Origin of the sequence: Robiginitomaculum antarcticum DSM 21748 (genome assembly GCF_000365025.1) — a bacterium.
GTDB classification, from domain to species: Bacteria; Pseudomonadota; Alphaproteobacteria; order Caulobacterales; family Maricaulaceae; genus Robiginitomaculum; species Robiginitomaculum antarcticum.
In genome coordinates this window covers 134039-157960 of sequence record NZ_KB823013.1, presented here as the reverse complement: position 1 = coordinate 157960, position 23922 = coordinate 134039, and the positions used below count along the sequence as shown (strand labels likewise).

The window sequence follows — 23922 nt, the reverse complement described above, 5'->3', positions numbered from 1 at the left end:
ATTATCGCGGCAAAGATTTGCCGGATGACACTGTCTTTTGCCCAATATGAAATTACCGACGCGCCTCATATGCTGGCGCTTGGCGCGCGGCTGGCCGGCCGTCTCCGCGCCTGTGACGTGGTGCTGCTCTCCGGCGCTCTGGGCGCGGGGAAGACCACTCTTTCGCGCGGGCTCATCAAAGCCTTATGCGACGTTGATGACGTGCCCAGCCCGACTTATACATTGCTGCAAACCTATGAGGGGCCGGAATTTCCGGTCTATCATTTTGATTTGTACCGTCTGGAAAATCCTGAAGACGTTTGGGAGCTGGGCATTGAGGAGGCCTTGGATGAGGGTGTGTCTTTGATCGAATGGCCGCAGCGTCTGGGGGACTTGTCGCCTGACGGCGCGCTACATGTTGAGATTGAATTTATGGAGACGGGCCGCATGGTAAAATTGAGCGGCGACGCGCTGTGGGAAAAGAGATTTGATAATGTCTGACCGTGAAGTGCAGATTACGGATTTCCTCACCGTGCAAGGCTGGGCCGCCGCCGCGCAGACCCTTGTGCCGGGTGATGCTTCAGCGCGCCGTTACCGCCGCCTGACCCATAAGGATGGCCGGAAAGCCGTCTTAATGGACGCCCCCGTTAACGACGCCGCGCCGTCGGATTATGTTCAAACCGCCAAAATATCAGACGGTAAAATGGTGGCCTTCACGGCCGTTTCCCAGCAACTCTCCATGCGCGGATTTTCTGCGCCTAAAATCTACGGCGCGGATATCGGCTCCGGCCTCCTCCTGCTGGAAGATATGGGTGATGATCTCTATGCGTCAGTGCTCGCCGCCACTCCCGGGGTGGAAAAACCCCTTTATGAGGCGGCGGTGGACTGCCTCGCCGCACTCTATCGCAGCACATTTCCGGCAGATATAAACAGCTTCGGGCAAAGCTGGACGGTGCGCGATTATGATCCTGCGGCGTTACTTGCTGAGACAGACTTACTGCTGGAATGGTACGCGCCGCATAAAGGACTAACGCTGGATAAAGCCGCAATGCAGGCAGCGTGGCGCCAGGCCTTTGCCGTGTTAAACAGTCAGCCGCATGGCCTCGTTCTGCGCGATTTTCACGCCGAAAATATCTTCTGGCTACCCGAGCGCCAAAGCGTATTTCGTGTTGGCCTGATTGATTTCCAAGATGCGGTCATGGGCCATCCGGCCTATGATCTGGTCTCTTTGCTCGAGGATGCACGGCGTAAGGTCAGTGTTGATATCACTGACGCGCTGATAACGCGGTTTTGCGATAAAGCCGTGATTAATGATGAGGCGGGGTTTCGAACCGCTTATGCCGTTTTGGGCGCGCAGCGTAATGCCAAAATTCTGGGCATATTTGTGCGGCTGGCCAAACGTGACGGCAAAGACAGATATCTCGACCTTCTGCCTCATGTCGAAGCTTTATTCGCGGCCAATCTCGCCCATCCGGCCCTGTCCAAGGTTAAAGATATATTTGATGGAGCGGGCCAATGAGCAAAACCGCCCCGATAAAAACGGCCATGATCATGGCGGCGGGGCAGGGCACGCGCATGGCACCTCTAACGGATGAGCGCTCCAAAGCCATGGTCACGCTTGGCGGAAAGCCGCTCATCGATCACATGCTTGACCGGTTGGGCGAGGCCGGAATTAAGCGCGCTGTTATCAATGTTCACGCGCATGCGGATCAGCTTGAAGAGCATGTCTTGTCGCATGCATACGGGCCGGATATTATTATTTCTGACGAGCGTGACGCTCTGCTCGAGACAGGCGGCGGCGTCGTCAACGCTTTATCACTGCTCGGCGATGATCCGTTTTTAATATGTAATATTGACGCCATTTGGGTGCAGCGCGAAAACCTTATCAAAAAGCTTATCTCTTATTGGACGGATGAGATGGACGAGCTTTTAATGCTGACCCGCCGTCAATATGCCTTTGGCTATAACGGTCCCGGTGATTTTCATACCGACTTTGATTTACGCCTGACGCGCCGGTGGCAAGCTGTCGCGCCTGAAATGTATGCGGGCGTCCAAATTTGCCGCCCGCATGTCTTTGACGGGTTTAAAGCGGAAAAATTCTCCCGCAATAAAGTTTGGGATAAAAGTTTAGACCGCGGCAAACTCTACGGTGTGAATGTATTTTCTAAAGATGGTTTTGAGGGCGAAAAGCTGGATGGATACTGGCTCCATGTCGGTGACCCGCAAGCCCGCGATATAGCTGAGGCCATTTTAGCGGACCCGGACAATCCATGGACAGCGATAGGGCATGGCAATGGCTGAGCGCTTGTTCAGAGACGGCGCGGACGGCGCGCCTAATGTCGTCAATATGCCCGCCGGGGAATCATTCCTGCCTTTGCTGGCCAGCGGCCTGCGTGAGGCTTTAGGGCAGCGCCTCAATAAAGCGCTGATCTTGCTGCCGACCCGCCGCGCCGTACGCGAGCTTGGCGAGGCTTTTGTTGCCACTGCGCCTGATGGCGGCAGCGCGGCGCGATTGCCGCTGATGCGGCCGCTCGCCGATGTTGACCCCGAAGAGCCGCCCTTTGAGCCCGGCGATCTGGCCCATATGATTACGCTTGCCATTGATCCTGTGCATCGCCGTTTTGAACTGGCGCGTCTGGTGCTGGCCAAGGAAGCGAAGCTGCGCGACATTGCGCCTGATGCGGCGGCCGCCTTGGCGCTGACCGATCCGCTACTGTCCTTGCTGGACGATGCGGCAATGGAAGAGCTGGACGTTACCAAGCTTGATGCGCTGGACGATTATTTTGGCACGACCTCGGCGCATTTTGAACAGGCCGCGATATTTTATAAAATTGTGCAGCGGTTCTGGCCTGAATATTTAGCCGATAATCATCTGATGGATCCGATGGCGCGGCGGGTGACATTGCTGCGTGAACTGGCCGCACAATGGGAGGCCGAGCCGCCGGGATATCCGGTGATTATTGCGGGCTCGACGGGTACGCTGGACGCTACAGCGAATTTAATGCGGGTGGTATCGCGCCTGCCCGAAGGTCTGATCGTTTTGCCGGGGCTGGACCTACATATGCCCGAGGTCTGGGACAAGATTGACGAGACCCATCCGCTGGGCAGTCTCAAACGCGCTATTGGCGTGATCGGGGTGGAGCGCGATGATGTGCGCCAATTTCCGGGCCGCCGCAGCGGCGCGGCGCCGATTGCGCGCCGCCGACTGATCGGCGAAGCGCTCATTCCCGCAGACAGTACATCGGATTGGCTTGACCGTATTGCGCTTCTCTCCGCGCAGCCCGACAATCCTTTTGACGCAGGGCTTGAAGGGCTTTCCCTGATCGAAACGCGTACCCCTTATGAAGAAGCCAGCGTGGTCGCCCTGATCATGCGCGAAGTGCTCGACACGCCGGGTAAAACGGCGGCGCTTGTAACGCCTGACCCGTCACTGGGCCGCCGCGTCAAAGCGCGGCTGACGCGATGGGGCGTGCGGGTCGATGTCTCGGCGGGTGAGCCGCTCGAAGAGACGTCTGCAGGGTCATTCCTGTCGCTCATATTGGCGCTGTGTCATGACCCATGGGACGCAGTTTCGCTGGCGGCTCTGTTCAAACATCCGAAATTTGCTTTTGGCAAACGCCCCAATGCAGCGGCGCGCCTCTGGCGCGAAATGGAGCCGCATGTCTTTCGCGGGGCCTGCCCGACATCGCTTGAGGGTATAAAGCGAAAGATCGACAAAACCAATGCACGGCGCAAAGGCAAGCTTGATCTGGGCGCGCATATCGATCTGCTCACCCGCGTTCAGGCTACCCTACACCCGCTCTCCGCCAGTGCTGATGAGCCGCGCGGCCATAGCGAACGCGCCCGCGCGCTCTGCGAAATTGCCGCAGAGCTGGCGGCGACCGATGCCGATACCGGCGCGCAGATGTTATGGCGCGGTGAGGATGGCGACGCGGCGGCGAAATTATGCACGGATATGCTCTCCCATGGGCAGCGCTTGCCCGGCGGAGATTTGGAAACCTTCACGCGCCTGCTGACCAATCTCATGCGGGGCCGCGTGGTGCGGCCGCGCTTTGGAACCCATCCGCGCCTGCAAATTCTCGGCCCGCTGGAAGCGCGGATGATCCGCGCGGATAAATTAATATTAGGTGGTTTGAATGAGGGCGTCTGGCCCGCCGCGCCGCAAATCGATCCGCTATTGCCGCGCCATATGCGTCAGGAGTTGGGCCTGTCCTCGCCGGAGCGGCGCTTTGGTTTATCCGCTCATGACTTTGCCCAGCTTGCCGCCCATCCCGACGTCACGCTGACCCGCGCGGCGCGCGACAATGACGCGCCGGTTGTTGCCTCGCGCTGGTTATGGCGGCTTAAAACCCTGATACGCGGCGCGCTTTATGCCAGTGAGCCGGACGGTAATATTGCTGAAGACAAAGTGCTGGAGCGCCTTGCGCCCGATACCGATTATCTGGCGATTGCGCGCGCTGTGGATCATGTCGATGCATCGGACGTGATGCCCGCACAGCCGCCCGCCCCGCGCCCCAAGGTCAAAGACCGTCCGCGCCGCTTATCGGTGACGCGGATCGAGACATGGCTGCGCGATCCCTATGCAATATATGCCGCAAATATTTTGAAACTGGACGCTCTTGATGCGCTGGGCGAGGGGCCGGGGCCGCGCGAATATGGCAATGCTATTCACGCCGCAGTGGAAATCTTCTCTCATCACTTCGCTAAGGCCGTGCCCGACAAAGCTGTCTCTTGGCTGACGGAGCGTTTTGAGGAAGAGCTCCTTGCTGGCGGCTTTGCGCCCGAAGAGATGGCGTTTGAGCGCGCCAATCTCAAGCAACTTGCGATCTGGTTTGTCGACTGGGAACGCGGGCGCCGCGACGACGGTTATCGCACGGTCGGGATCGAGCAAAAAGGCGCGCTTAAAATCCCAACGTCGGAGGGGGATTTCACCCTATCCGGCATTGCTGACCGCATTGATACAGGGCCGGACGGCTTATCGATACTGGATTATAAAACCGGCATGCCGTCGGGTGCTGGCGAGGTCAATATCGGCATCGCGCCGCAGCTCGCTCTGCTCGGCTATATGGCGCAGTCCGGCGCATTCGGGGAGACGATGGAGAGGGAGGTTTCCGAATTGGGTTATGTGCGGCTGTCAGGGCGAAACGCCTTTGCCCGCACCGCGCAGGGTGAGCCGGGAGGGCGCAATAAAGCCTATCGTGAGACGCCGGACTTAATCGCGCAGGCCGCTGAGGGGCTTCGCAAACGCATTGCCGATTTTGACGATCCGAATATGCCCTATATGTCTAACCCCCTGCCAAAATTTGAAAATAAATATGCCGATTATGACCATCTCGCGCGCCGCGCTGAATGGGCCAGCACGGGTGAGGGAGGCGATGATGAGTGACGCATTTAAGGCCGCCATCGCCGCGCAGCGTATGGCCGCTGATCCGGACAAAAACGTTTTCGTGGCGGCCAATGCAGGCTCCGGCAAAACCCGCGTTCTGGTCGACCGGGTTATCCGTATTTTATTAGCGCAGGCGACGCCGCGTCCCGATAAAATTGTCTGCCTAACCTATACCAAAGCGGCGGCGAGCGAGATGCAGACCCGCCTGTTTGAGCGGCTCGGCGCGTGGTCGGTCATGGATAATGAGCATTTGATCGCGGCTTTGGACAGTCTGGACGGTGTGCCGACGCAGCGTAGTCCGGAATTTCTGGCCCGCGCGCGGCGTTTATTTGCGCAAGCGCTGGAAACCCCCGACGGGTTGAAGGTTCAGACTATTCATGCCTTTTGCGAGCGTCTATTGCGCCGCTTTCCTGTCGAAGCACAAATTGCGCCCGGCTATGACATGATTGATGATCAGACCCGCGCGCAAATGGTGGCACAGATCAAATCAGAGCTGTTTAATCGCGCATTAGATAAGCCGGATGGCGCGCTGGCCCGTGCGATAAAGACTATTGCTCTGCGAAATGCGCAAAGCGCGGTAGACGATCTGATCAATTGGGCGTGCACTAATGCTCACCGCGTACTGGCAGACGGGCCTATGGCGGGCATCAAATTACGCGAACGCTTTGGACTTAAAGATGATGAGAGCGCGGAGACGATCATGCGCGCAGCGCATAATCAAACTGACTGGTCATTATTAAAAAGTGCAGTGCCTTTTCTTGATGAAACAGCGACAAATATAAAACTGGCAGCCAAACTTCTCCCGCTTCTGGAAAACCCTGACGATTTTGATGTGTTTACTGAATATTACGAAGCAATGTTGACGACCAAAGGCGTAGTGGATTCCTTATTGTCGGGCGGTAAAGATTTGAAATCAATTTACGGCAGCACCAGACGCGGCAATGAATACGGCCATGAAGGCGCGCGGCTTTTTGCGCTCAATCAAGAGCTTTTACAAATTGATCTTGTCGAGTTGACCGAAACGATTTTCACCCTCGCGGTTCCTGCGGCGAGGGTTTACGGGCGGCTCAAGACGCAGCGGCGATTGCTCGATTTTTCTGACCTGATTGAAAAAGCCCGCGCTTTGCTGGTCGATAGTGAGTCGCGCGACTGGGTGCGCTATAAATTAGATCAAGGCGCAGACCATGTTCTGGTTGACGAGGCGCAGGACACGGCGGGCGATCAATGGGCGATCATCAATGCGCTGTCCGAAGAGTTCGGCGCAACGCTGGGCGACGGACGCACGCGCTTTGCCGTGGGCGACGAGAAGCAGTCCATTTATGGGTTTCAGGGCGCGGAACCGAAACTGTTTTTAGATCAGGGCCAGAGCAGCAGCGCCGACGATCCGCGACGTTTCGAAGCCGTCGCGCTGAAGCACAGCTTTCGCTCCGCAGAGCAAATACTGTCTTTCGTCGATGCTATTTTTAATGAAAGCGGCGCGATTAAGCAGGTGTATGACTACCCGCCCGGCGGCGATATTGCCGAGCATAAAGCCATTCGAGATGATGCTGGCCGTGTCGAGCTGTGGCCGCTGACCCGCGTGCCGGAGACGGAGGCGATTGAGAGCGCTTGGGACGCGCCGCTGGACCGGATGGCTGAGAATAGCAGCCGCGAGCAGCTGGCGCAGATTATTGCCACATCCGTCAGCGGCTGGATTAAAGACGGCCACAGCATTTGGGACGTCAAAGCAAAATCCGCGCGCGCCATGCGGCCCGGCGATATTATGATTTTGCTTCGCTCCAGGTCGCCGTTTTTTCACGCCCTTATCCGCAATCTGAAAAAAGAAGGCGTTGCGGTGGCGGGTGCTGACCGGTTGAAACTGCCCGATAATATCGGGGTGCAGGATCTGGTCTCGCTGGGCAAGTTCTTGGCGCTGCCCTCCGATGATTTATCATTGGCTGAGGTGCTGCGATCGCCTATTTTCGGCCTGCCCGAAGAAGGGCTTATGGCGCTGGCTATTGGCCGAGACGGTACATTATTTGAGGCCGTAACCGCTGCGCCGTTTCCGGAAATTTTGGAAATTCGCGCGACATTAAACGGCTGGATCAGACAGGCGCGCGCTTTGCCGCCTTATGAGTTTTACGCGCAGGTTTTAGCCCATGTGTTTGATGACGGGGCGAGCGTTATGGCGCGGTTCGAGGCGCGTCTCGGCGCGGAGGCGCGCGATCCGATCGAGGCGTTTCTATCGCGCGCATTAGAACATCAACGCCGCGGCGCGCCCAGCCTTGACGGATTTCTGCATGAGTTTGATACTTATCAGAGCGAGCTGAAACGCGAGGCGGATAGCGGCGGCGATGAAGTGCGGGTGATGACGGTTCACGGCGCGAAGGGACTTGAAAGCCCGGTGGTGATCTTGCCGGACACCTATGATCTACCCGCCGATCGCGGCGCGGCGCTTGTGCCGCAGGATTTGCCGGAGATCGGCTATGTCGGCAAAGCGGGTAAAGATGCGCGGCCTGCCGCTTTGGAGCCGCTCTATAGCCAGCGCGACGCCGATATGACCGGCGAGTATTTGCGGCTGTTATATGTGGCGATGACGCGCGCGGAAACGCGGCTGATCTGCTGCGGCTATGAGTCAGGTGCGCGCAGTAAGGAGCTCAGCGCGAAAGATGGCAGCTGGTATGACTGGATGTCACGCGGTTTCGACGCGCTTGGCGATGAGACATATGAGGACAAACACGAGTCATTTGGTACTGTTCAGGTATATGGTGCACAGATTGAAACACTGCGCGCGGCCTCGGAAGACGACGTTCAATCTATCGTGCCGGATTGGGCCAGGCGCGCGCCTACTTCTGACGCGCCGCCGCCGCGCCATGTCAGCCCGTCGCATTTGCTCGCGGGCGCGGACGCCGCCCCGCCCGCTGCCCGCTCGCCGCTGGACACGCTGCGCGGTGGTCATGACCGGTTTGAACGCGGACGGCGCATTCACAAATTGCTGGAAATTCTGCCCGATATCGACTCCGCCCGACGCCGTGATGTCGCGCGGCAATTCCTCACCGCGCGGGCCGATATGAGCGCGCAGGAAATTGAGGATATGATGGAGGAGATTTTCGCTGTTCTGGAGCATTCTGATTTCGCCCCTATCTTCGCCTCCGGAAGTCAGGCTGAAGTCAGTCTTGCCGGACAGGCTGAAGGCTTGCCCCCGGATATCTATATTAATGGCCAAGTTGACCGCATCACGGTCACAGATGCCGAGGTGTGGATCGTCGATTATAAATCCAACCGCCCCGCTCCGACGCAGCCGGCTGATGTTTCGCCCGTCTATCTGGCACAAATGGCGGCGTATCGCGCGCTGGCGCGGGCTATATACCCCGGCAAGACTGTGCGCTGCGCTTTGTTGTGGACGGAGCAGGCGCGGCTCATGGAACTCCCCGGTGATGTGCTGGACGGCGTGAATCTCTCGGCCTCTGCCTTGACGCCGCGCATGGGCGTTCTTACCTAAATTGTGATGTATTAAAGGAGAGCCCTATGGCCACAGTTAAAGTTACCGATGACAGCTTCAAAACCGATGTTATTGACGCGACAAAACCCGTCTTGCTGGATTTCTGGGCTGAATGGTGCGGGCCGTGTAAGCAAATGGGCCCCGGCCTCGAAGAACTATCCGAAGATATGGGTGATGAGATCACGGTCGCCAAGCTTAATATTGACGACAACCCCGACACCCCCGGTAAATTCCACGTGCGCGGTATTCCAACCCTGATGATTTTTAAAGAGGGCCAAGTTGTGGCGACCAAAGTCGGCGCTATGACCAAAACAAAATTATCCGAATGGGTTAAAGAACACGCATAGATACTGCCTCACAAGGAATTGAAGCCTGTGCGCCTGCCGTGCAGGCTTTTTACAGCTGATTTGTTTCGGAACTAACACCCCTAGGCCCGCATTATTTAAGCTAGAAACGCGAGGATATATGACAGATGACAATTTGAATATTATGGCCGTCGATACAGCGCTGGGCGGGGATGCCGCTGCGCCCGGAATTGCCCAACCCGTTAGCTTGACCGAGATCCAGGATATGATTTATAGTGATCGCCCGCTGGCTAGCCGCCGCGAAGAATTATTGAATATAAAACATGACCTTACCGCGCGCCACAGCGCCGATACAGAAGCCGGTTTCGGCCCGCTTTTGGACGAAGTTGAGCGCGGATTGTCTCTGCTTGATAAAAACCCGGAAGGCGTGGCCGCGCCCGCCGTTCTTGACCCTATTGATGAAGCCGCCAGTCGAAAGAACGTCTAATGTCAAATTTGTTAAACCCTAAATCCCAAGTTCCCGAAATTTCCCTGCCTCTTGTTGGCGGCGGTGAATTTACCCTGTCAGAGGCTCAGGCTGATAATTTCCACATATTGGTCTTTTACCGCGGCGTGCATTGCCCGAAATGCCAAGAACAGCTTAAGGAAATTGACGCGGAATATAATGATATGGCCGTTGACGGCTTCAATGTTGTCGCGATTTCAATGGATAGTGAAGAGCGCGCCGAAAAAGCTAAAAAAGAATGGGGGGTTAAAAATCTGCCTATTGCTTACGATCTGGACATAACCTCAGCCAAAGAATTTGGCCTGTTTATTTCTGATGCTATTTCAGATAGCGAGCCGGATCATTTTAGCGAGCCCGGCATATTTGTCGTGCGCCCCGACGGTACGCTTTACGCCCAATATATCCAGACCTCGCCCTTTGGCCGTATCCCGACAAAGCAATTACATAATGGTTTGAAATTTGTTGTCGAGAATGATTATCCGGAACGCGGGACTTCTACAGTTTAAGCTGGTCTAGCCCTTCATCGCGAGGACTTGCCCCGCGAGATATAAAGAGCCGCAAATTAATATACGCGGCGCAATGACAGGCGCGTCCGGGGTCTCCCGTGACAGCGCCTGTCCTATATTTATCGCCCGCTTTACGGCGTCGGTCAGATTGTCCGCCACTTTATCTAACAGCCCGCGTCCGCGCGCCAGCTCTGCCAGCACGTCCGGTGACAGTCCTGCATGGCCCTGTATGTCCACAGCGATCAGTGCGCTGGCCAACCCTTCAAATTCGTCGAGAAAACCGCCTGCATTTTTATTGGAAAGTATCCCCATAATCATAACGAGCGGACGCGGGTCGCGCGCCTCTAAATCTGCCATGGCCGCAGCCAGTACGCGCGCGGCGTGGGGGTTATGTCCGCCGTCCAGCCACAATTCTGTGCCGCCTTTGCGCGCCAGTTCAGCCAGCGGGCCGGAGGTTAGCGGCTGCAACCGCGCAGGCCACTTCACGTTCTGAAGACCTTGGGCAATGGACTCTGGGGTTAATTTCAAATGCCGAGCTGCTGCGATAGCCAGAGCCGCATTTTGAATTTGATGAGCGCCGATGAGCGCGGGCATCGGCAAATCCAATAGACTGTCATCATCTTCAAAGACTAACCGACCATGTTCGGGATAGGCGCGGAACTGCTCATCAAAGGCGGTTATCGGCGCACGGTTTTTCTGTGCTTCATTATGCAAAACAGCCGAGACCAGCGCGCTTTGCGGGCCGATCATCACCGGAACATGGCGTTTGATAATACCCGCTTTTTCGCGTGCAATCTTGGACAGATCGCGGCCTAGAAATTCGGCGTGATCATAATCAATCGGCGTGATGAGTGACAAAACGGGCGTGATCACATTCGTCGCGTCATAGCGCCCGCCCAGACCAACTTCGATAATAGCGAGATCCGCCGGCGCTTCGTGAAAGGCCAGATAGGCGGCAGCTGTCGTTGCCTCGAAGAAGGTCAGCGGATCATCCTCAGATGCCGCCGTAACGCGCTCCAGATATTCGGCCAAACGGCCATCATCAATTTGCGCGCCCGCCAGCACGATACGCTCGTTAAATTTCACCAAATGCGGAGAGGTATAGACGTGAACGGACAGGCCTTGCGCCTCGGCCATGGCGCGCAGCAGCGCGGCCGTGCTACCTTTGCCGTTTGTTCCGGCAATATGGATACAAGGCGGCAGGCTGTGCTGTGGATTGCCGAGCTTTTTTAAAACGTTTTCAATGCGCTCCAGACCCAGATCAATCTTGCGCGGATGACGGCGGGTTAGCGCGTCCAAAGCGCGCTGCGCGCGTTCGGTATCATTCATATCAGGCGATTTTTAGAACCGCGTCATGATCGCGCGGGCGGCGCATCAGCACGGAGAGAAGCTTGCCCAATGTCTCGCGCAGCTCACCGCGCGCTACGACCTGATCAATCATGCCTTTGGCTTTTAAATATTCACTGCGCTGGAACCCTTCGGGCAGTTTTTCGCGGATGGTCTGTTCGATCACGCGCGGCCCGGCAAAACAAATCAGCGCTTCAGGTTCGGCGAGATGCACGTCGCCAAGCATAGCATAGCTGGCCGTGACGCCGCCTGTGGTCGGATCGGTTAGAACAACAATATAAGGGAGCCCCGCTTCGCGCAGCTGCTGCACAGCGATCGTGGTGCGCGGCATTTGCATCAACGATAGCGCGCCTTCCTGCATGCGCGCGCCGCCCGCGGCGGTAAATATGATCAGCGGCATTTTACGCGCAATGGCAGTTTGCGCGGCAGTGATAAAGCCTTCGCCGGCGGCCATGCCCAGAGATCCACCCATAAAGCCGAAATTTTGAACCAGCACGACACAGTCCAGCCCTTCAACCTTGCCAACGCCAATGGACATGGCGTCACGGTCGCCGGTCTTGGTGCGGGCTGCTTTTAACCGGTCTGTATATTTCTTGTCATCTTTGAATTTGAGCGGATCCTGCGCGACGGTGGGGATGGCGACCTGTTCAAAATCGCCGCTGTCAAAGGTATAGCTAAACCGCAAATCCGGCCCGATACGCATATGGTGTCCCGCAGGCGTCACATGCAGCGCCTCAATGAGATCGGAATGGAACACCATTTCTCCGGATTTGGGACATTTCACCCAGAGATTATCCGGTGTGTCACGCTTGGAGAAGATATTTTTGACCCCGGGCGGGGTGAGTTTGGATAGCCAGTTCATAGCCTGAGACTGTAGCGCATAAACGCCAGAGCGGTCAATTAATACTGCTTAATCTTGAGACGTTGATGCAGACCCTAATCTTCGATCTTAAATCGGTATGTGCGGGTATAACCGATTGTGGGCACAGGCTCGCCGTCAATTTGTTTGGGCTGGAACCGCATGCGCCGCGCGGCGCTTGTAGCGGCGCGCGAAAACTCACGGGAATAACGGCCCGATGCAGGCTTTATCACCCGCGCCTCCTGTACGCGGCCTTCGCTGTCTATATCCATTGAGATGGTGACGACCGCTTCGACGCCGCGGCTTTGGGCATTACGTGGATAGCGCGGCGTGGCGTCGCGGCGTACTTTGGCTTCAATAATTGATACATTATGTACGCGCAGGGGCTGGTTATGAACGATCAGGCCCGGCCGCTGACCTCCCGCCAAATTGCCGGAGCTGCGATACGCACTCTCCGCTGCGGGGCTGGCGGCTGTCATATCCGCGCTGTCATCGGTTTGGCCGCTTAGCAAAGGCGTAATGGGTGGCTGAACGGTCTCATCGTTTTGGGTCTCAATCTGAATCAATCCTAGCTTTTCGTGCATAGCCGCGAGTTTTTGCGCGTAGCGGCCATCGTAACCCCACTGCGCGGTATACAGGCTTAGCGTTTGCTCTTTTTGCAAGGGCGTCAGGCGCAAATCATAATATTGCTCTGTCAGCGCGGCAAAGTCCTGCTCTTCATTTTGCTCCAGCGCGTCAATATCGCTCTGGGCGCGCCCTGCTTCGGACGAGCCGGGATAGGCACGGATAAAATTACGCAGCGCGCGCAGACGCAGAGCAGGGACCGGCACGATATCGGAGTCAGCATAGACCTGCGCGGCCGTGCGCTGCGGAATATCCAAACGCGTTGCGGTCTCTCCCGTGCGTTGCTCAAGCAGATACATGAAGGCGATGATAGCCAGAGCAATGGCCGTGGTGATGGCCAGCGTAAAGGCGTAACGCATAACGGAGCCGTCACTGCGAAATCCAGCCATGCCGCGCGGCGGCTTAATCTCATCGGTCTTGCTCATAACTTCATCTCTAAGACCCAATCATGGCAAAATAAAGAAAAAGAATGACACGGCGGCGCATGTCGGGTCTTGCTATTCGCGCCGCAAAACGCTCATAAATGCCGGAGATTTTTTGCACAAGGATTGCTCATGGCCGCCCCGCACAGCGCCCCCGTCGATGAAAATGCCCATGTCGTTTTGGTAGACGGGAGCAGCTATATTTTCCGCGCCTATCATGCCTTGCCGCCGCTGACGCGCAAATCCGACGGCGCGCCTATTGGAGCAGTCTCGGGTTTTTGTAACATGCTGTTCAAGCTGCTACGCGATCAATCAGGCGATATGCGTCCCACCCACTTTGCGGTGATCTTTGATGCCAGCAGTCATACATTTCGCAATGAAATTTACGACCAGTATAAGGCCAACCGGTCGGAAACGCCCGAAGACCTCCTCCCGCAATTTCCCATGACCCGCGACGCCACCCGCGCCTTTGGCGTGCAGTCCATCGAAATGGAAGGATTTGAGGCCGACGACCTCATCGCGACCTATGCGGATCAAGCCGATAAGCTAGGCGCGCGCACCACGATTGTGTCCTCTGACAAGGACTTGATGCAACTCGTGACCGACCGCACCATCATGTATGACACGATGAAGGACAAGAAAATCGGCCCCGAAGGCGTTGTCGAAAAATTCGGCATGGGACCGGAGATGGTGATTGATATTCAGGCGCTCGCCGGAGACAGCGTTGATAATGTTCCGGGCGTTCCCGGCATTGGCGTAAAAACGGCGGCGCTGCTTTTAACTGAATATGGCGATCTTGAAACGCTTCTTGCCCGCGCGGGTGAAATAAAGCAAAAAGGCCGCCGTGAGAAACTTCTGGAGCATGCCGACGGCGCGCGCCTGTCCAAAATACTCGTCACGTTAAAGCGTGACGTCCCGCTCGACGTGCCGCTCAACCAGTTAGCTGTAATTGATCCGGAGCCGAGCCTGCTGTTTGGCTTTCTCGAAGATATGCAGTTCAGAACCCTGACCAACCGCGTGCGCGCGGCCTTTGATTATGGCGAAACGGACAGTCTACGCGGCGATGATATGCCGGGCTTGACTGCCGGAGATGCGCCTGAACCTAATGCCCCGATTGACCGCAGCGTTTATGACTGCGTGCAGGATATGGACGCGCTTGAGGCTTGGATTAAGCGAGCGCGCGAGGCGGGGATTGTCGCCGTAGATTGCGAGACCGATAGCCTGGACAGTGCGGCGGCCAATCTTGTCGGTGTCAGCCTCGCGATCGCGCCCGGTGAGGCGTGTTATATTCCGCTGGCCCATATTGGGGGCGGGGATCTACTCGGTGACGGCGCGCCAAAACAGGTGGCGTTCAACGCGGCGCTTAAAGCGCTGGCAGAGCTGTTTGAAGATCCATCTGTCTTAAAAGTCGGGCAAAATTTCAAATATGACCTCGGCGTATTTTCGCGGTATGGACTTTATCCCGCCCCCTATGATGACACCATGTTGATGTCCTATGCGGTGGATGGCGGACGGGGCCGTCACGGTATGGACGCGATGGCATTTGAATATTTAGGTCATCAGTGCATTGCGTTTAAAGAGGTGGCCGGCAGCGGAAAATCGCAAGTGACATTTGATAAAGTCGCGCTGGATAAAGCGGCGCCCTACGCCGCCGAAGACGCCGATATTACGCTCCGTCTGTGGCATATATTAAAGCCGCGTCTGGCTGAAGAGCAGGTCGCCACAGTCTATGAGACGCTGGAGCGCCCCTTGCCGCCTGTGATCGCCGCGATGGAAAATCACGGCATCAAGGTCGACCGCGCCGAGCTGTCGCGTTTGTCGTCCGATTTTGCGCAGAAAATGGCGCAGCTTGAAGACGCCGCGCATGAGCTTGCGGGCCATCCATTTAATCTGGGCAGTCCCAAACAGCTCGGCGAAATTCTGTTCGATAATCTCGGTTTGACCGGCGGCAAGAAGACGAAAACCGGGGCGTGGCAGACGGGCGCGGGGATTTTAGAAGACTTGGCCGGAGAGCATGAATTACCTAAAACCGTGCTCGATTGGCGGCATTATTCGAAATTAAAATCGACCTATACCGACGCACTGGCGCAGCAAATTAATCCTGAGACGGGCCGCGTCCATACCAGTTTTTCCTTGGCCGCAACAACCACGGGACGTCTGTCCTCTTCTGACCCAAACCTGCAAAATATTCCGATCCGCACAGAAGATGGGCGTAAAATCCGCGATGCATTTGTGGCGGAGACCGGCCATGTCCTAGTCGCGGCAGACTATTCTCAGATCGAGCTGCGCCTGCTTGCCCATGTTGCCGATTTAACCACGATGAAACAGGCCTTTGCGGACGGGATCGATATTCATGCCTTAACCGCCAGTGAGATGTTCGGCGTCAAAATCACAGAGATGGACAGCGAAACACGCCGCAAAGCCAAGGCGATTAATTTCGGCATTATTTACGGCATCAGCGCTTTTGGGCTTGCGAATAATTTGGGTATCGGACGCGGTGAAGCCGCCGATTATATCAAAAGTTATTTTGAAAAATTCCCCGGTATCAAAGCCTATATGGAAGAAACCAAAGAAGAGGCGCGAAACCTCGGTTATGTCTCAACCATATTTGGCCGTAAATGCCATATTCCCGGGATCAAAGACCGCAATGGCGCGACCCGCGCTTTCTCTGAACGGCAGGCCATTAATGCGCCTATTCAAGGCGCCGCAGCTGACGTTATGCGCCGCGCCATGATCCGTATTCCGGACGCGATTAAAAAGATCGACGGCGCGCGCATGCTCCTCCAGGTCCATGATGAACTGGTGTTCGAAGTGCCTGAAAATAATGCCGACGAACTCATGAAAGTCGTTAAAACGACAATGGAAAATGCGGCTATGCCTGCCGTCAATATCTCCGTGCCGCTCGTCGTTGAAGCCAAGGCAGCGAAGAACTGGAATGACGCGCATTGATGGCAATCCGGATTCTCCAATCGACCCGCTCCCGATGGTCGCGGCCTGATGGGGGGAATTCCTGAATTTGCGCTACTCCCCCATGGCCGCCAGCGACCACAGGCAGCTATATTCCAACCCCGTTTCGCGCCACTCAAATTTTGGCGCGCCTTTAAAGGTTGAGCGGGTCATTTTGTCGAGCACTTGAAAGCCAAATCCGATATGGCCGTCGGGCGGCACGATTGTATTTGCGGCGTGCTCTGTCCAGATAATCTCGAAATGATCGCTATCGGCGTCGGCTTTGACCTGCAGATCAATATGACCATCGTCATCTTTCAACGCACCATATTTCACCGCATTGGTCGCGAGTTCATTAAGCGCCAGTATGAAAGTCTGCGCCGCCATACGGTTGAGCGTAAAATCCGGCAGTGTTATATTGACCTTGCCCGACGCAATCGGCGCGTGAAGCGTGGCCATTGTCAAATGTTTGACCGTTGGCGTACGGCCATCTCTTGACAGAATGATATCGTTTAGCGCGGAAAGCGCCTCAAAGCGGCTGATCAAATTTTTGGTCAATTGCTCTTTGGTCGGGGAGGTTCGCGCTGTCATGCGCAATATACCGCCAACAAGAGACATCATATTTTTCATGCGGTGGGCCATTTCCGAGGCCACATATTCGAGCTGCTTTTGCATGTTTTTCTTAGGCGTAATATCGGAATTTACCCCCGCAAGGCACAGGCCGTAATCCGTCGTGGCGGCGATAATGTCGCCGCGTGATTCAATCCAGCGCGTTTCGTCGCCGATCATGACCCTAAACTCGGCTAGAAACGGCGCTTCTGTGCGAACCGCAGTATCGACGGCGGCTTGCAGGGCAAAGCGATCATCGGGATGGACATGGGCAAAGGCATTTTCTGCGTTTACCGCTATGACTTCACCTTCAATAGCAAATAAGTCACGCCATTTTTCATCGGCAAAAATGGTGTTGTCATCGAGATTCCAAACCCAAACGCCGACTCCTGCGGCCTGTAGGGCAGAGGTGAGCCAGGCCACCTCCGACAGGACGGGTGGATGCGATGACACGATTTTAGTCATATGCTAACTTTTTTTTGATAGAGGAACATTGAAAGCAGTTATGCATTCATATAAGTGGAGTATATAGTCAAAAGATAATTTTACTGAAAAGGCATATGGCATATAGTTTTTTGATAGTTGAAGACGACCCTTTTATCGCTATGGATTTAGAATTAGCGATTGAGGAAGCCGGTTATAAAGTGCTTGCTGTGGCTGGCTCTGTGGATGAGGCATATGCTGCATTGAGTAGTTCCTCGCCTGATTACGCTATCTTGGATTTTAATCTTGGCCATGAAGACAGCCTGCCGATCGCCAAAGATTTGGACACAAAGCGTGTTCCTTTCATATTTGTGACGGGCCGCGGGCCACAGCTTCGCAAGGAAGCGCCGCAATATGCTGACCGCATTTTGTCAAAACCTGTTGATGTTAGCCGGATTCTGAGCGCGTTTAACTAGATTTCTGCCTTTCGGCGCGTGATATTATTCTCAAATTGACCCTTAACATGACAGAATTTTTGGGCATACTCCCTTTGTAACACTATCAATGGAGACTGCTATGCCCGGTGAAAACGATAAATGGGAAATGTACGAAGATAAGGCGGGCGAACACCGTTGGCGCCGCAGGGCGAGCAATGGCAATATTGTCGGCGCAGCCTGTGAAGGCTATTCGCAAAAAGCCAGTTGCAAAGCCAATGCGCAGCGCCACGGCATGGACGGAAATCCTAATGGCCTGGGGTCTAATGATAAATGGGAAATGTACGAAGATAAATCCGGTCATCACCGCTGGCGCCGCACAGCCAGCAATGGTGAAAAAGTAGGCGCAAGCTCGGAAGGCTATGCTAATAAATCCGATTGTAAAGATAATGCCAAACGCAATGGCATGATGTAACCCGGCATATGAATTTAATTTAAACGACCTGCGCCGGAGCGATTCGCCGCAGGTTTTTTTATGCTATAACGGGCATATCTACCCGAAGGAAAGTTCAGGATGGGCGCTGGTTAGAGTGGCATTTTCCGGCAGATAGACTGTTACTTTGGTCCCCCGGCCTTCTTCGCTTTCCATATCCACCCAGCCATTATGACGCTCGACAAAACGCTGTACAAGAGCCAGGCCAAGGCCCGCGCCGCCGCGTTTAGACTGGAAGCTCTCAAACACTTTGATCTGGTCATCATGAGCTATGCCGACCCCGTCATCTGAGACGGAGATGCGTACGCCTGCGGGCGTGCGCTCCGCCGTTAAATCGACGCGTCCGCCCTCAGTTGTAAAGGCCAGCGCGTTAGATAACAGATTATGCAAGACCTGTTTTAAGCGCTTTTCATCTGCGCGGATGACGCCGATATCATCGGGGCAGGTGACGGTTAATTTGCGCTGCGTATCGGCGGCTTTGGTTGCGACAAATTCCGCGGCGCTATGGACCAGTGCTGCAATATCGACATCACCCAGTTCCAGATCCAGAACATCGGCGTCAATCGCGGCAATATCCAAAATATCGTCAATCGTTTTAGCCAGATCGTCCGCCGCAGTCTTTACCGCAAACAAATATTCTTCCTGAACATCATTAAGCTCGCCTGTACTGTCCAGAGCCAAGAGCTCAGAATAACCGCTTATCGTGGTGAGCGGCGTGCGCAGCTGATAGCTGACATGGCCGACAAATTCGCTCTTAATGCGATCCGCGGCTTCCATGGCCTCGGCGCGGGCGATGAGCGCAGCTTCGGCTTTACGCGCTGTGGTGACGTCATCCCATGCAATCAGCGTTGCGCCGTCGGGCAGAGGGCGGGAGAGATATTTGATAATGGAATCATCGCTGCGTTTGATTTCGGAGAAGACATGTCTTCGTACTTGGGGTGAGGGATCCGTAACGCGCGCCTTCATCTCGGCCCAAAATTCGCGGTCATGGTAAAGCTTGAGGCTTCGCTCAATCAGGGCGTCGAAATGCGGCGCGTCTTGCAGCAGCTCTTCCGGCAACTGCCAGATATTGGCGAAGGCGGCATTGGAAATTTGCAGGCGGGCATCCGCGCCAAATACGGCAATACCTTCGGAGAGCTTGTCCAGCGTCGCGCTCTGGACATTAATCTGCTGGTTAAAGCGGCTCTGCATGGTCATCTCATCGGTCATGTCTTCAAACAACAGCGTCAGGCCGCCCATAGGATCACGCATGCGCACAAGCCGTAATGTCCGCCCGTCCGGAGAATTCCATAACTCGTCCGGGCTCTCATCTGGAAAATCAGTATAATAGGACAGCTCTTGAGCTTTGAAGTTTTTGAAATCCAGCTGCTCAGGGAGCCGGCGTTTTTCCCGCAGCAGACCGAGAAGCTCGCCATGGCGAATATCTTTGAGCGCTGCGCTATCCAGGCCGAACATTTTTTCAAACGCCGTATTATGGAAGCGGATTTTTTGATCGGCAGTAAATTTAATTATCCCTTCGGCCATGCGGTTGAGCACTTCATCATGGGCTTCTACGTGACGGGTCAATGTCTCGCGCAGGGTCTCGGCTTCGGTGACGTCCATGGCGATACCGCCTGCGCCGCCTGAAATCGGGAAGAGGGTCATCGCCATGGACCGGCGCCGGCCTTCGACAATAACATGGCGCACTTCAGTGCGGCGCTCATGATTCATCAGCACATTTTGCATATGTGTGTCGGCTTTTTCATCCAGGACAATCTGCTGGGATAAAACGATTTGTGCAGTCTTTGCGCCGACGGCATCCGCATAAGCTTTATTAACCCAATCGAGACGCCCCGTTCCGGTCACTTTCCAAACCGGAAATGGCGCACGCTGCATTAAATGCATAAATGCGACGGGATCCTTACCGGCTTCGAGTTGGTCACTTTGAAAGCGCGAAATGGCAGTGCGCGCATCTTCGCTACGCACACTGGCATCTTGAAGCCATAACACCACCTGCGCTCCGGCGGGCATGCCGTCGGCCTCAATGATTTGTCCGCCTGGAAGATTAATCGTTGCCGAAAAAGCTTCGCCCTTCGTACGCAAGGTCTCGACATAACTGCGCAGGTTCGAGCCGCTGACCGTTTCATGGTCGGCAATGCCGTTGAGAACATTGCGGGCAAATGAGCGCGGATCGCCGGGCTCGGCAAAGCGCACAAGTGAGGCCAGCGCGGCTGTGCTGCCATAGACATTAGGTTTTCCCCAGTCATTACGCGGATTTGGGATGTCATTATGCCAAACCAGAACCAGACCCGGAAACGCGCTAAAGGCGCTGTCGATTCGCGACAGAGTCTGGTCCAGCTCAGCGCAGCGCTCTTTCCACCGCTGCGCCGCCCTGCGCGGCCCCACTGTCATACGCAGCGCCCACAGCGCCGTTAATATCGCCAAAGCAACAGCGCCGGTAGTTATAATAAGAGGCAAAAGTGGAGTTACATCAGGCATAGTCGGCCATAGGCGTTAAAGTCATTCTGACTCCCTAATCGGATTTAACTATAAAGGGAAGCGGTGCATTTTGAGTGTTAAGCCTATTATCGGTGCGAAAAGGTTAATTTTTTTGGTAAATTTTAATCAGGTATTAACCACAAATCACCTTACTGCACTGTGTAGTGATTTGCACAATTATGCGCGAAAACCGTCGAGTAGGGGCTATATACATGGCAAAGACGCCAGATCATCCGGATCAGGGCCGCGACAGTTTAAAGAAACTGCGCGCGGATGTCGTGCTGCTGGATGAACGGTTGAGCCGCGCTGATAGCGCGACAAAGAAGTCTGTTAAAGCCTTACAGAATGCCTATAGCAATCTGGGCGCAAAGTCTGGCGCGCAGACTCAGGACGATTTGCGCGATTATGTCGATAGCCTCGCGGGCCAGCTCGAACGCCGTATACTCAATGTCCGCGCCGATATTTCCGCCATACTCGCGGCGGGTATGTCGGATCCGCGTCTGGATAAGGTGGCTCAGGCCGTACAAGCCGCGCAATCCCAACTGGCCGGAGCCGAGCTGCATCAAGCCGAAGCGATTGCCAAGATCAACGGCCATATCGCCCGGTTGGCCGGCGCTTTGGATGCGCGGCTGCAAATGCAGGCGCGCGAGCAGGCCGCAATAAAAGCTGAACTGTCCGGCCGCATAGACACAGCCAGCGCAAAAAATGCGCAGAAGATCAGTGAGACTGCGCAAGGCATAGAGGCGATAAATCACCGCATTATCGAGGTCGAATCCCAAAGCGCCGATGCCATTTTGAGCATAGGCGAGCGCATCGCGACCCTGACGACAGCCATGCAAGACCGCCTGGACCAATCTGATGCCGGCGCGCAAGAAAAACTCGCCGAACTGGCCCTGGATCACCAGCAAAGATTTGAAAAGCACAAAGCCGAGACAACGCGCATGTTCGACGTCGTCGAAGAAGAACACCGCAACTCAATTGAGCCGGTGCAGCATTCTATTGCGACAGTCTTCTCCCGTCTTGAAGCGCTTGAAACCGGCATGGTCAATGTCATTACGCCCGCCCCGCGCAATGCCGTGCCGCCATTCCCGCCTGCCCCGCTAGATGATGCGCCGGAAGAGACGCAGCCTTGGCGCGTCGCTGCACTCACGGCCGTACCTTATATGGCTGATGCGTTTACTGCGCCCCCGCCGGCTGCAAGGCTTGAACCCGTAGAAACACCGGTTAATCCTTATGGTGCAGCACAGATGGATCAGGGCGGCGCGCAAATCCATCATATGGGCGGGGGAGGCGGATCACAATATTTCGAGGACGCGACTGCACAAATGAACGGCGAATACGGTAATCCTTATGGCTCGCCGGGCGCAATGCAGGATTATGCGGCGCAATCCTTTGGCGCGCCGGATATGACGCAACCCTATGCCCAAAATCAATACGCGGATACAAATGGTGCTAGTGATCCGTCTATGTCTATACTGGCCAATGACTTAGGCGCAGCCACTATGGACATGGCGCGTCCGGCCACAGAGAACGCCAAGAGCGGCGGCAAGATGCGCCGCTTGTTGCGCACAGCCGCGACGGCTGCGGCATTGGTCGCCGTCGTAAGCACCGGCGCATTGATGTTGCGCGGAAAGCTTGCCCAAAGCGGAAATGACAGAGCCATAGCCTCGGCAACCTTGCCGGCAGGAACGCCTGACCCCGGTAGCGCTGATGTGGATAATTCAGACTTGAGCGAGATTAATTTTGACCCGCTAACGCTGGGTAGTCCCCCAGCGGACGGATCTTTGCAATATGACGTCACATTGACCGAGCCAACCGGAAATATGAGCCAACCGGACATGTCGCCCACTGCGGCTATGACAACAGACGTCCAATATGATACGCTGATGGAGGCGGTTGAAGCGGGTAATCCGATTGCGCAAATGCAGCACGGCGTAACATTACTGCGCTCCGGCAAAGCTGAACAAGGCGCCTCTTATGTTCGCAAGGCGGCCTCACAGGGCTTGACCCCCGCGCAATATGTTTTGGGCCATCTTTATGATACGGGCGAAGGCGTTAAAGTCGACAAGGCTCTGGCCAGAGAGCTGACGCAGAAAGCCGCTATGGGCGGTCATCGCGTCGCCATGTATGATTTGGCGGTTTATTATGTGGATGAAGCCGAGGCAGCATCCGCTGCGGGCGAAGGCCCAAAGGCACAAGCCGCTATGGGCCGCGCCGTGCAATGGTTCCGCAAAGCCGGCGAGTTCGGGATGACTGACGCACAATTTAATGTCGCGGTTTTGTATGACCAAGGCAATGGCATCGCCTCCGACCCGGCTGAGGCTTATTTCTGGTACGCGATTGCCGGACAGGCCGGAGATCAGGAAAGCGCCTCGCGTGCGCAGCAGCTCTCCGCGAAATTAACACCGGACATGCGGGCCCGCATGGATAGCCGCATTGCAGACTTCCGCCCCTCTGATTTCAGTCTGAGCGCGAACGGTATTTTCCCGAATGTCCCGTGGGAGAAAAAAGTCGCGGTAAATAACCGCGAAAAAGTGGCGCGCGTACAAACTCTGCTGGCCAATATTGGTTACGATATTGGCGGCGTTGACGGCGCGGCGGGGCCGAGAACACGTGACGCCATCCGCGAATTTGAGCGTTTAAACAGCCTTCCTATCACGGGCAAAGTCAGTGACCCGCTCTTGCAACGGTTAGAAAACGCCGCGAAAGCTTAGGCTGCGAAACCACACTGCCATATGCAGTAATCCCCCATAAGACCGCGCATTTCAAAAGACTCATCCCCGCCTTTCAAACCTGATCTATATTCAAACTGTTCTTATCTCACGGGGCAGGCAAGTGATCGTTGGCTGGCTGGAGATAAGGCGGCATGGGAGGATTCGCGGCAAAACGTGTCGCGAGAAGCCCCGCCAGTGAGAGCTATGGCGACGAACCCTCGCCGATGGCCGCTGGCAGAAATGTCGCCGTGCTGCGTCTTTGTGAAATAGGCGCATGTGAAACTTATGGGGTCACAGCCATAAGGGACGCAGGGAATTTGATAAACGAAACTACATTTTTAGCTCAGGTACACCTGTTTACCAAAAGCCCGCACGGACGCCCTTCTTTAACACCGAAAATAAGAGATAAAT

Annotated in this window: 17 protein-coding genes; 12 read left to right on the top strand and 5 right to left on the bottom strand. The window is 55.5% G+C overall.

The genetic code is table 11. From position 1 onward, the window contains the following. The first annotated feature begins 24 nt into the window (after positions 1-24). From tsaE to H142_RS0110170, 8 genes are all read left to right on the top strand, one after another. Positions 25-480, top strand: coding sequence for a tRNA (adenosine(37)-N6)-threonylcarbamoyltransferase complex ATPase subunit type 1 TsaE (gene tsaE, locus H142_RS15360; RefSeq protein WP_017932040.1), 456 nt, complete (start codon positions 25-27; stop codon positions 478-480). Next, the gene (locus tag H142_RS15355; protein ID WP_017932039.1) at positions 473-1498 is read left to right on the top strand and encodes an aminoglycoside phosphotransferase family protein; all 1026 of its coding nucleotides are present in this window, start codon (positions 473-475) and stop codon (positions 1496-1498) included. Before tsaE ends, H142_RS15355 begins: the two co-directional genes overlap by 8 nt. After that, positions 1495-2280 carry a nucleotidyltransferase family protein gene (locus tag H142_RS15350; protein WP_017932038.1) on the top strand — a complete coding sequence of 262 codons (786 nt, stop codon included), beginning with the start codon at positions 1495-1497 and terminating at the stop codon, positions 2278-2280. The genes H142_RS15355 and H142_RS15350 overlap by 4 nt, the downstream gene beginning before the upstream one ends. After that, entirely contained in the window at positions 2273-5365 is a 3093-nt protein-coding gene (addB, locus tag H142_RS0110190; protein ID WP_017932037.1) for a double-strand break repair protein AddB, read from the top strand. Before H142_RS15350 ends, addB begins: the two co-directional genes overlap by 8 nt. Continuing rightward, positions 5295-8846, top strand: a complete 3552-nt coding sequence (gene addA, locus H142_RS15345; RefSeq protein ID WP_083899010.1) for a double-strand break repair helicase AddA — start codon at positions 5295-5297, stop codon at positions 8844-8846. Before addB ends, addA begins: the two co-directional genes overlap by 71 nt. Before the next feature lie 26 nt (positions 8847-8872). Further along, positions 8873-9193 (top strand): thioredoxin, encoded by a 321-nt coding sequence (gene trxA / locus H142_RS0110180; protein WP_017932035.1) that lies wholly within the window; start codon positions 8873-8875, stop codon positions 9191-9193. A gap of 118 nt (positions 9194-9311) precedes the next feature. Next, positions 9312-9638 (top strand): hypothetical protein, encoded by a 327-nt coding sequence (locus H142_RS0110175; RefSeq protein ID WP_017932034.1) that lies wholly within the window; start codon positions 9312-9314, stop codon positions 9636-9638. Beyond that, positions 9638-10162, top strand: a complete 525-nt coding sequence (locus tag H142_RS0110170; RefSeq protein ID WP_017932033.1) for a peroxiredoxin-like family protein — start codon at positions 9638-9640, stop codon at positions 10160-10162. The genes H142_RS0110175 and H142_RS0110170 overlap by 1 nt, the downstream gene beginning before the upstream one ends. Before the next feature lie 6 nt (positions 10163-10168). Here H142_RS0110170 and H142_RS0110165 read toward each other — a convergent pair whose 3' ends face one another. The 3 genes from H142_RS0110165 to H142_RS0110155 all read right to left on the bottom strand — a co-directional run bounded on the left by H142_RS0110165 (position 10169) and on the right by H142_RS0110155 (position 13417). Then, positions 10169-11491 carry a bifunctional folylpolyglutamate synthase/dihydrofolate synthase gene (locus H142_RS0110165; RefSeq protein ID WP_017932032.1) on the bottom strand — a complete coding sequence of 441 codons (1323 nt, stop codon included), beginning with the start codon at positions 11489-11491 and terminating at the stop codon, positions 10169-10171. Between the two features lies 1 nt (position 11492). Further along, positions 11493-12371, bottom strand: a complete 879-nt coding sequence (gene accD / locus H142_RS15340) for an acetyl-CoA carboxylase, carboxyltransferase subunit beta (RefSeq protein ID WP_017932031.1) — start codon at positions 12369-12371, stop codon at positions 11493-11495. A gap of 74 nt (positions 12372-12445) precedes the next feature. After that, complete coding sequence (locus tag H142_RS0110155; RefSeq protein ID WP_026147958.1) at positions 12446-13417, bottom strand: energy transducer TonB; 972 nt, start codon at positions 13415-13417, stop codon at positions 12446-12448. A gap of 129 nt (positions 13418-13546) precedes the next feature. Here H142_RS0110155 and polA point away from each other — a divergent pair, with 129 nt between their 5' ends. Beyond that, positions 13547-16363 (top strand): DNA polymerase I, encoded by a 2817-nt coding sequence (gene polA, locus H142_RS0110145; RefSeq protein ID WP_017932028.1) that lies wholly within the window; start codon positions 13547-13549, stop codon positions 16361-16363. A 72-nt stretch (positions 16364-16435) separates the two neighbouring features. Here the strand turns inward: polA and H142_RS0110140 are convergent, their stop codons facing one another. Beyond that, a complete protein-coding gene (locus H142_RS0110140) occupies positions 16436-17434 on the bottom strand; it encodes a sensor histidine kinase (protein WP_017932027.1) in 999 nt (332 codons plus the stop codon). 95 nt (positions 17435-17529) lie between these two features. Here H142_RS0110140 and H142_RS0110135 point away from each other — a divergent pair, with 95 nt between their 5' ends. Then, on the top strand, positions 17530-17868 hold the full coding sequence (locus H142_RS0110135) for a response regulator (RefSeq protein ID WP_017932026.1): 339 nt from the start codon (positions 17530-17532) through the stop codon (positions 17866-17868). A gap of 100 nt (positions 17869-17968) precedes the next feature. After that, positions 17969-18301 (top strand): YegP family protein, encoded by a 333-nt coding sequence (locus H142_RS0110130; RefSeq protein ID WP_169331847.1) that lies wholly within the window; start codon positions 17969-17971, stop codon positions 18299-18301. A 78-nt stretch (positions 18302-18379) separates the two neighbouring features. Here the strand turns inward: H142_RS0110130 and H142_RS0110125 are convergent, their stop codons facing one another. After that, positions 18380-20797 carry a sensor histidine kinase gene (locus H142_RS0110125; protein WP_017932024.1) on the bottom strand — a complete coding sequence of 806 codons (2418 nt, stop codon included), beginning with the start codon at positions 20795-20797 and terminating at the stop codon, positions 18380-18382. Positions 20798-21009: 212 nt separating this feature from the next. On the opposite strand from H142_RS0110125, the gene H142_RS0110120 reads away from it, so the two are divergent. Continuing rightward, complete coding sequence (locus H142_RS0110120; RefSeq protein WP_017932023.1) at positions 21010-23511, top strand: SEL1-like repeat protein; 2502 nt, start codon at positions 21010-21012, stop codon at positions 23509-23511. Positions 23512-23922 lie beyond the last annotated feature (411 nt).

Excerpts from the sequence above, each read along its gene's own strand:
- H142_RS0110140 (WP_017932027.1), bottom strand. The coding sequence starts at position 17,434 with ATGACTAAAATCGTGTCATCGCATCCACCCGTCCTGTCGGAGGTGGCC.
- H142_RS0110170 (WP_017932033.1), top strand. The coding sequence starts at position 9,638 with ATGTCAAATTTGTTAAACCCTAAATCCCAAGTTCCCGAAATTTCCCTG.
- H142_RS15355 (WP_017932039.1), top strand. The coding sequence starts at position 473 with ATGTCTGACCGTGAAGTGCAGATTACGGATTTCCTCACCGTGCAAGGC.
- H142_RS0110125 (WP_017932024.1), bottom strand. The coding sequence starts at position 20,797 with ATGCCTGATGTAACTCCACTTTTGCCTCTTATTATAACTACCGGCGCT.
- H142_RS0110130 (WP_169331847.1), top strand. The coding sequence starts at position 17,969 with ATGCCCGGTGAAAACGATAAATGGGAAATGTACGAAGATAAGGCGGGC.
- accD (WP_017932031.1), bottom strand. The coding sequence starts at position 12,371 with ATGAACTGGCTATCCAAACTCACCCCGCCCGGGGTCAAAAATATCTTC.
- addA (WP_083899010.1), top strand. The coding sequence starts at position 5,295 with ATGCCGATTATGACCATCTCGCGCGCCGCGCTGAATGGGCCAGCACGG.
- H142_RS0110120 (WP_017932023.1), top strand. The coding sequence starts at position 21,010 with ATGGCAAAGACGCCAGATCATCCGGATCAGGGCCGCGACAGTTTAAAG.
- H142_RS0110165 (WP_017932032.1), bottom strand. The coding sequence starts at position 11,491 with ATGAATGATACCGAACGCGCGCAGCGCGCTTTGGACGCGCTAACCCGC.
- trxA (WP_017932035.1), top strand. The coding sequence starts at position 8,873 with ATGGCCACAGTTAAAGTTACCGATGACAGCTTCAAAACCGATGTTATT.
- H142_RS0110135 (WP_017932026.1), top strand. The coding sequence starts at position 17,530 with ATGGCATATAGTTTTTTGATAGTTGAAGACGACCCTTTTATCGCTATG.
- tsaE (WP_017932040.1), top strand. The coding sequence starts at position 25 with ATGACACTGTCTTTTGCCCAATATGAAATTACCGACGCGCCTCATATG.
- H142_RS15350 (WP_017932038.1), top strand. The coding sequence starts at position 1,495 with ATGAGCAAAACCGCCCCGATAAAAACGGCCATGATCATGGCGGCGGGG.
- addB (WP_017932037.1), top strand. The coding sequence starts at position 2,273 with ATGGCTGAGCGCTTGTTCAGAGACGGCGCGGACGGCGCGCCTAATGTC.
- polA (WP_017932028.1), top strand. The coding sequence starts at position 13,547 with ATGGCCGCCCCGCACAGCGCCCCCGTCGATGAAAATGCCCATGTCGTT.
- H142_RS0110175 (WP_017932034.1), top strand. The coding sequence starts at position 9,312 with ATGACAGATGACAATTTGAATATTATGGCCGTCGATACAGCGCTGGGC.
- H142_RS0110155 (WP_026147958.1), bottom strand. The coding sequence starts at position 13,417 with ATGAGCAAGACCGATGAGATTAAGCCGCCGCGCGGCATGGCTGGATTT.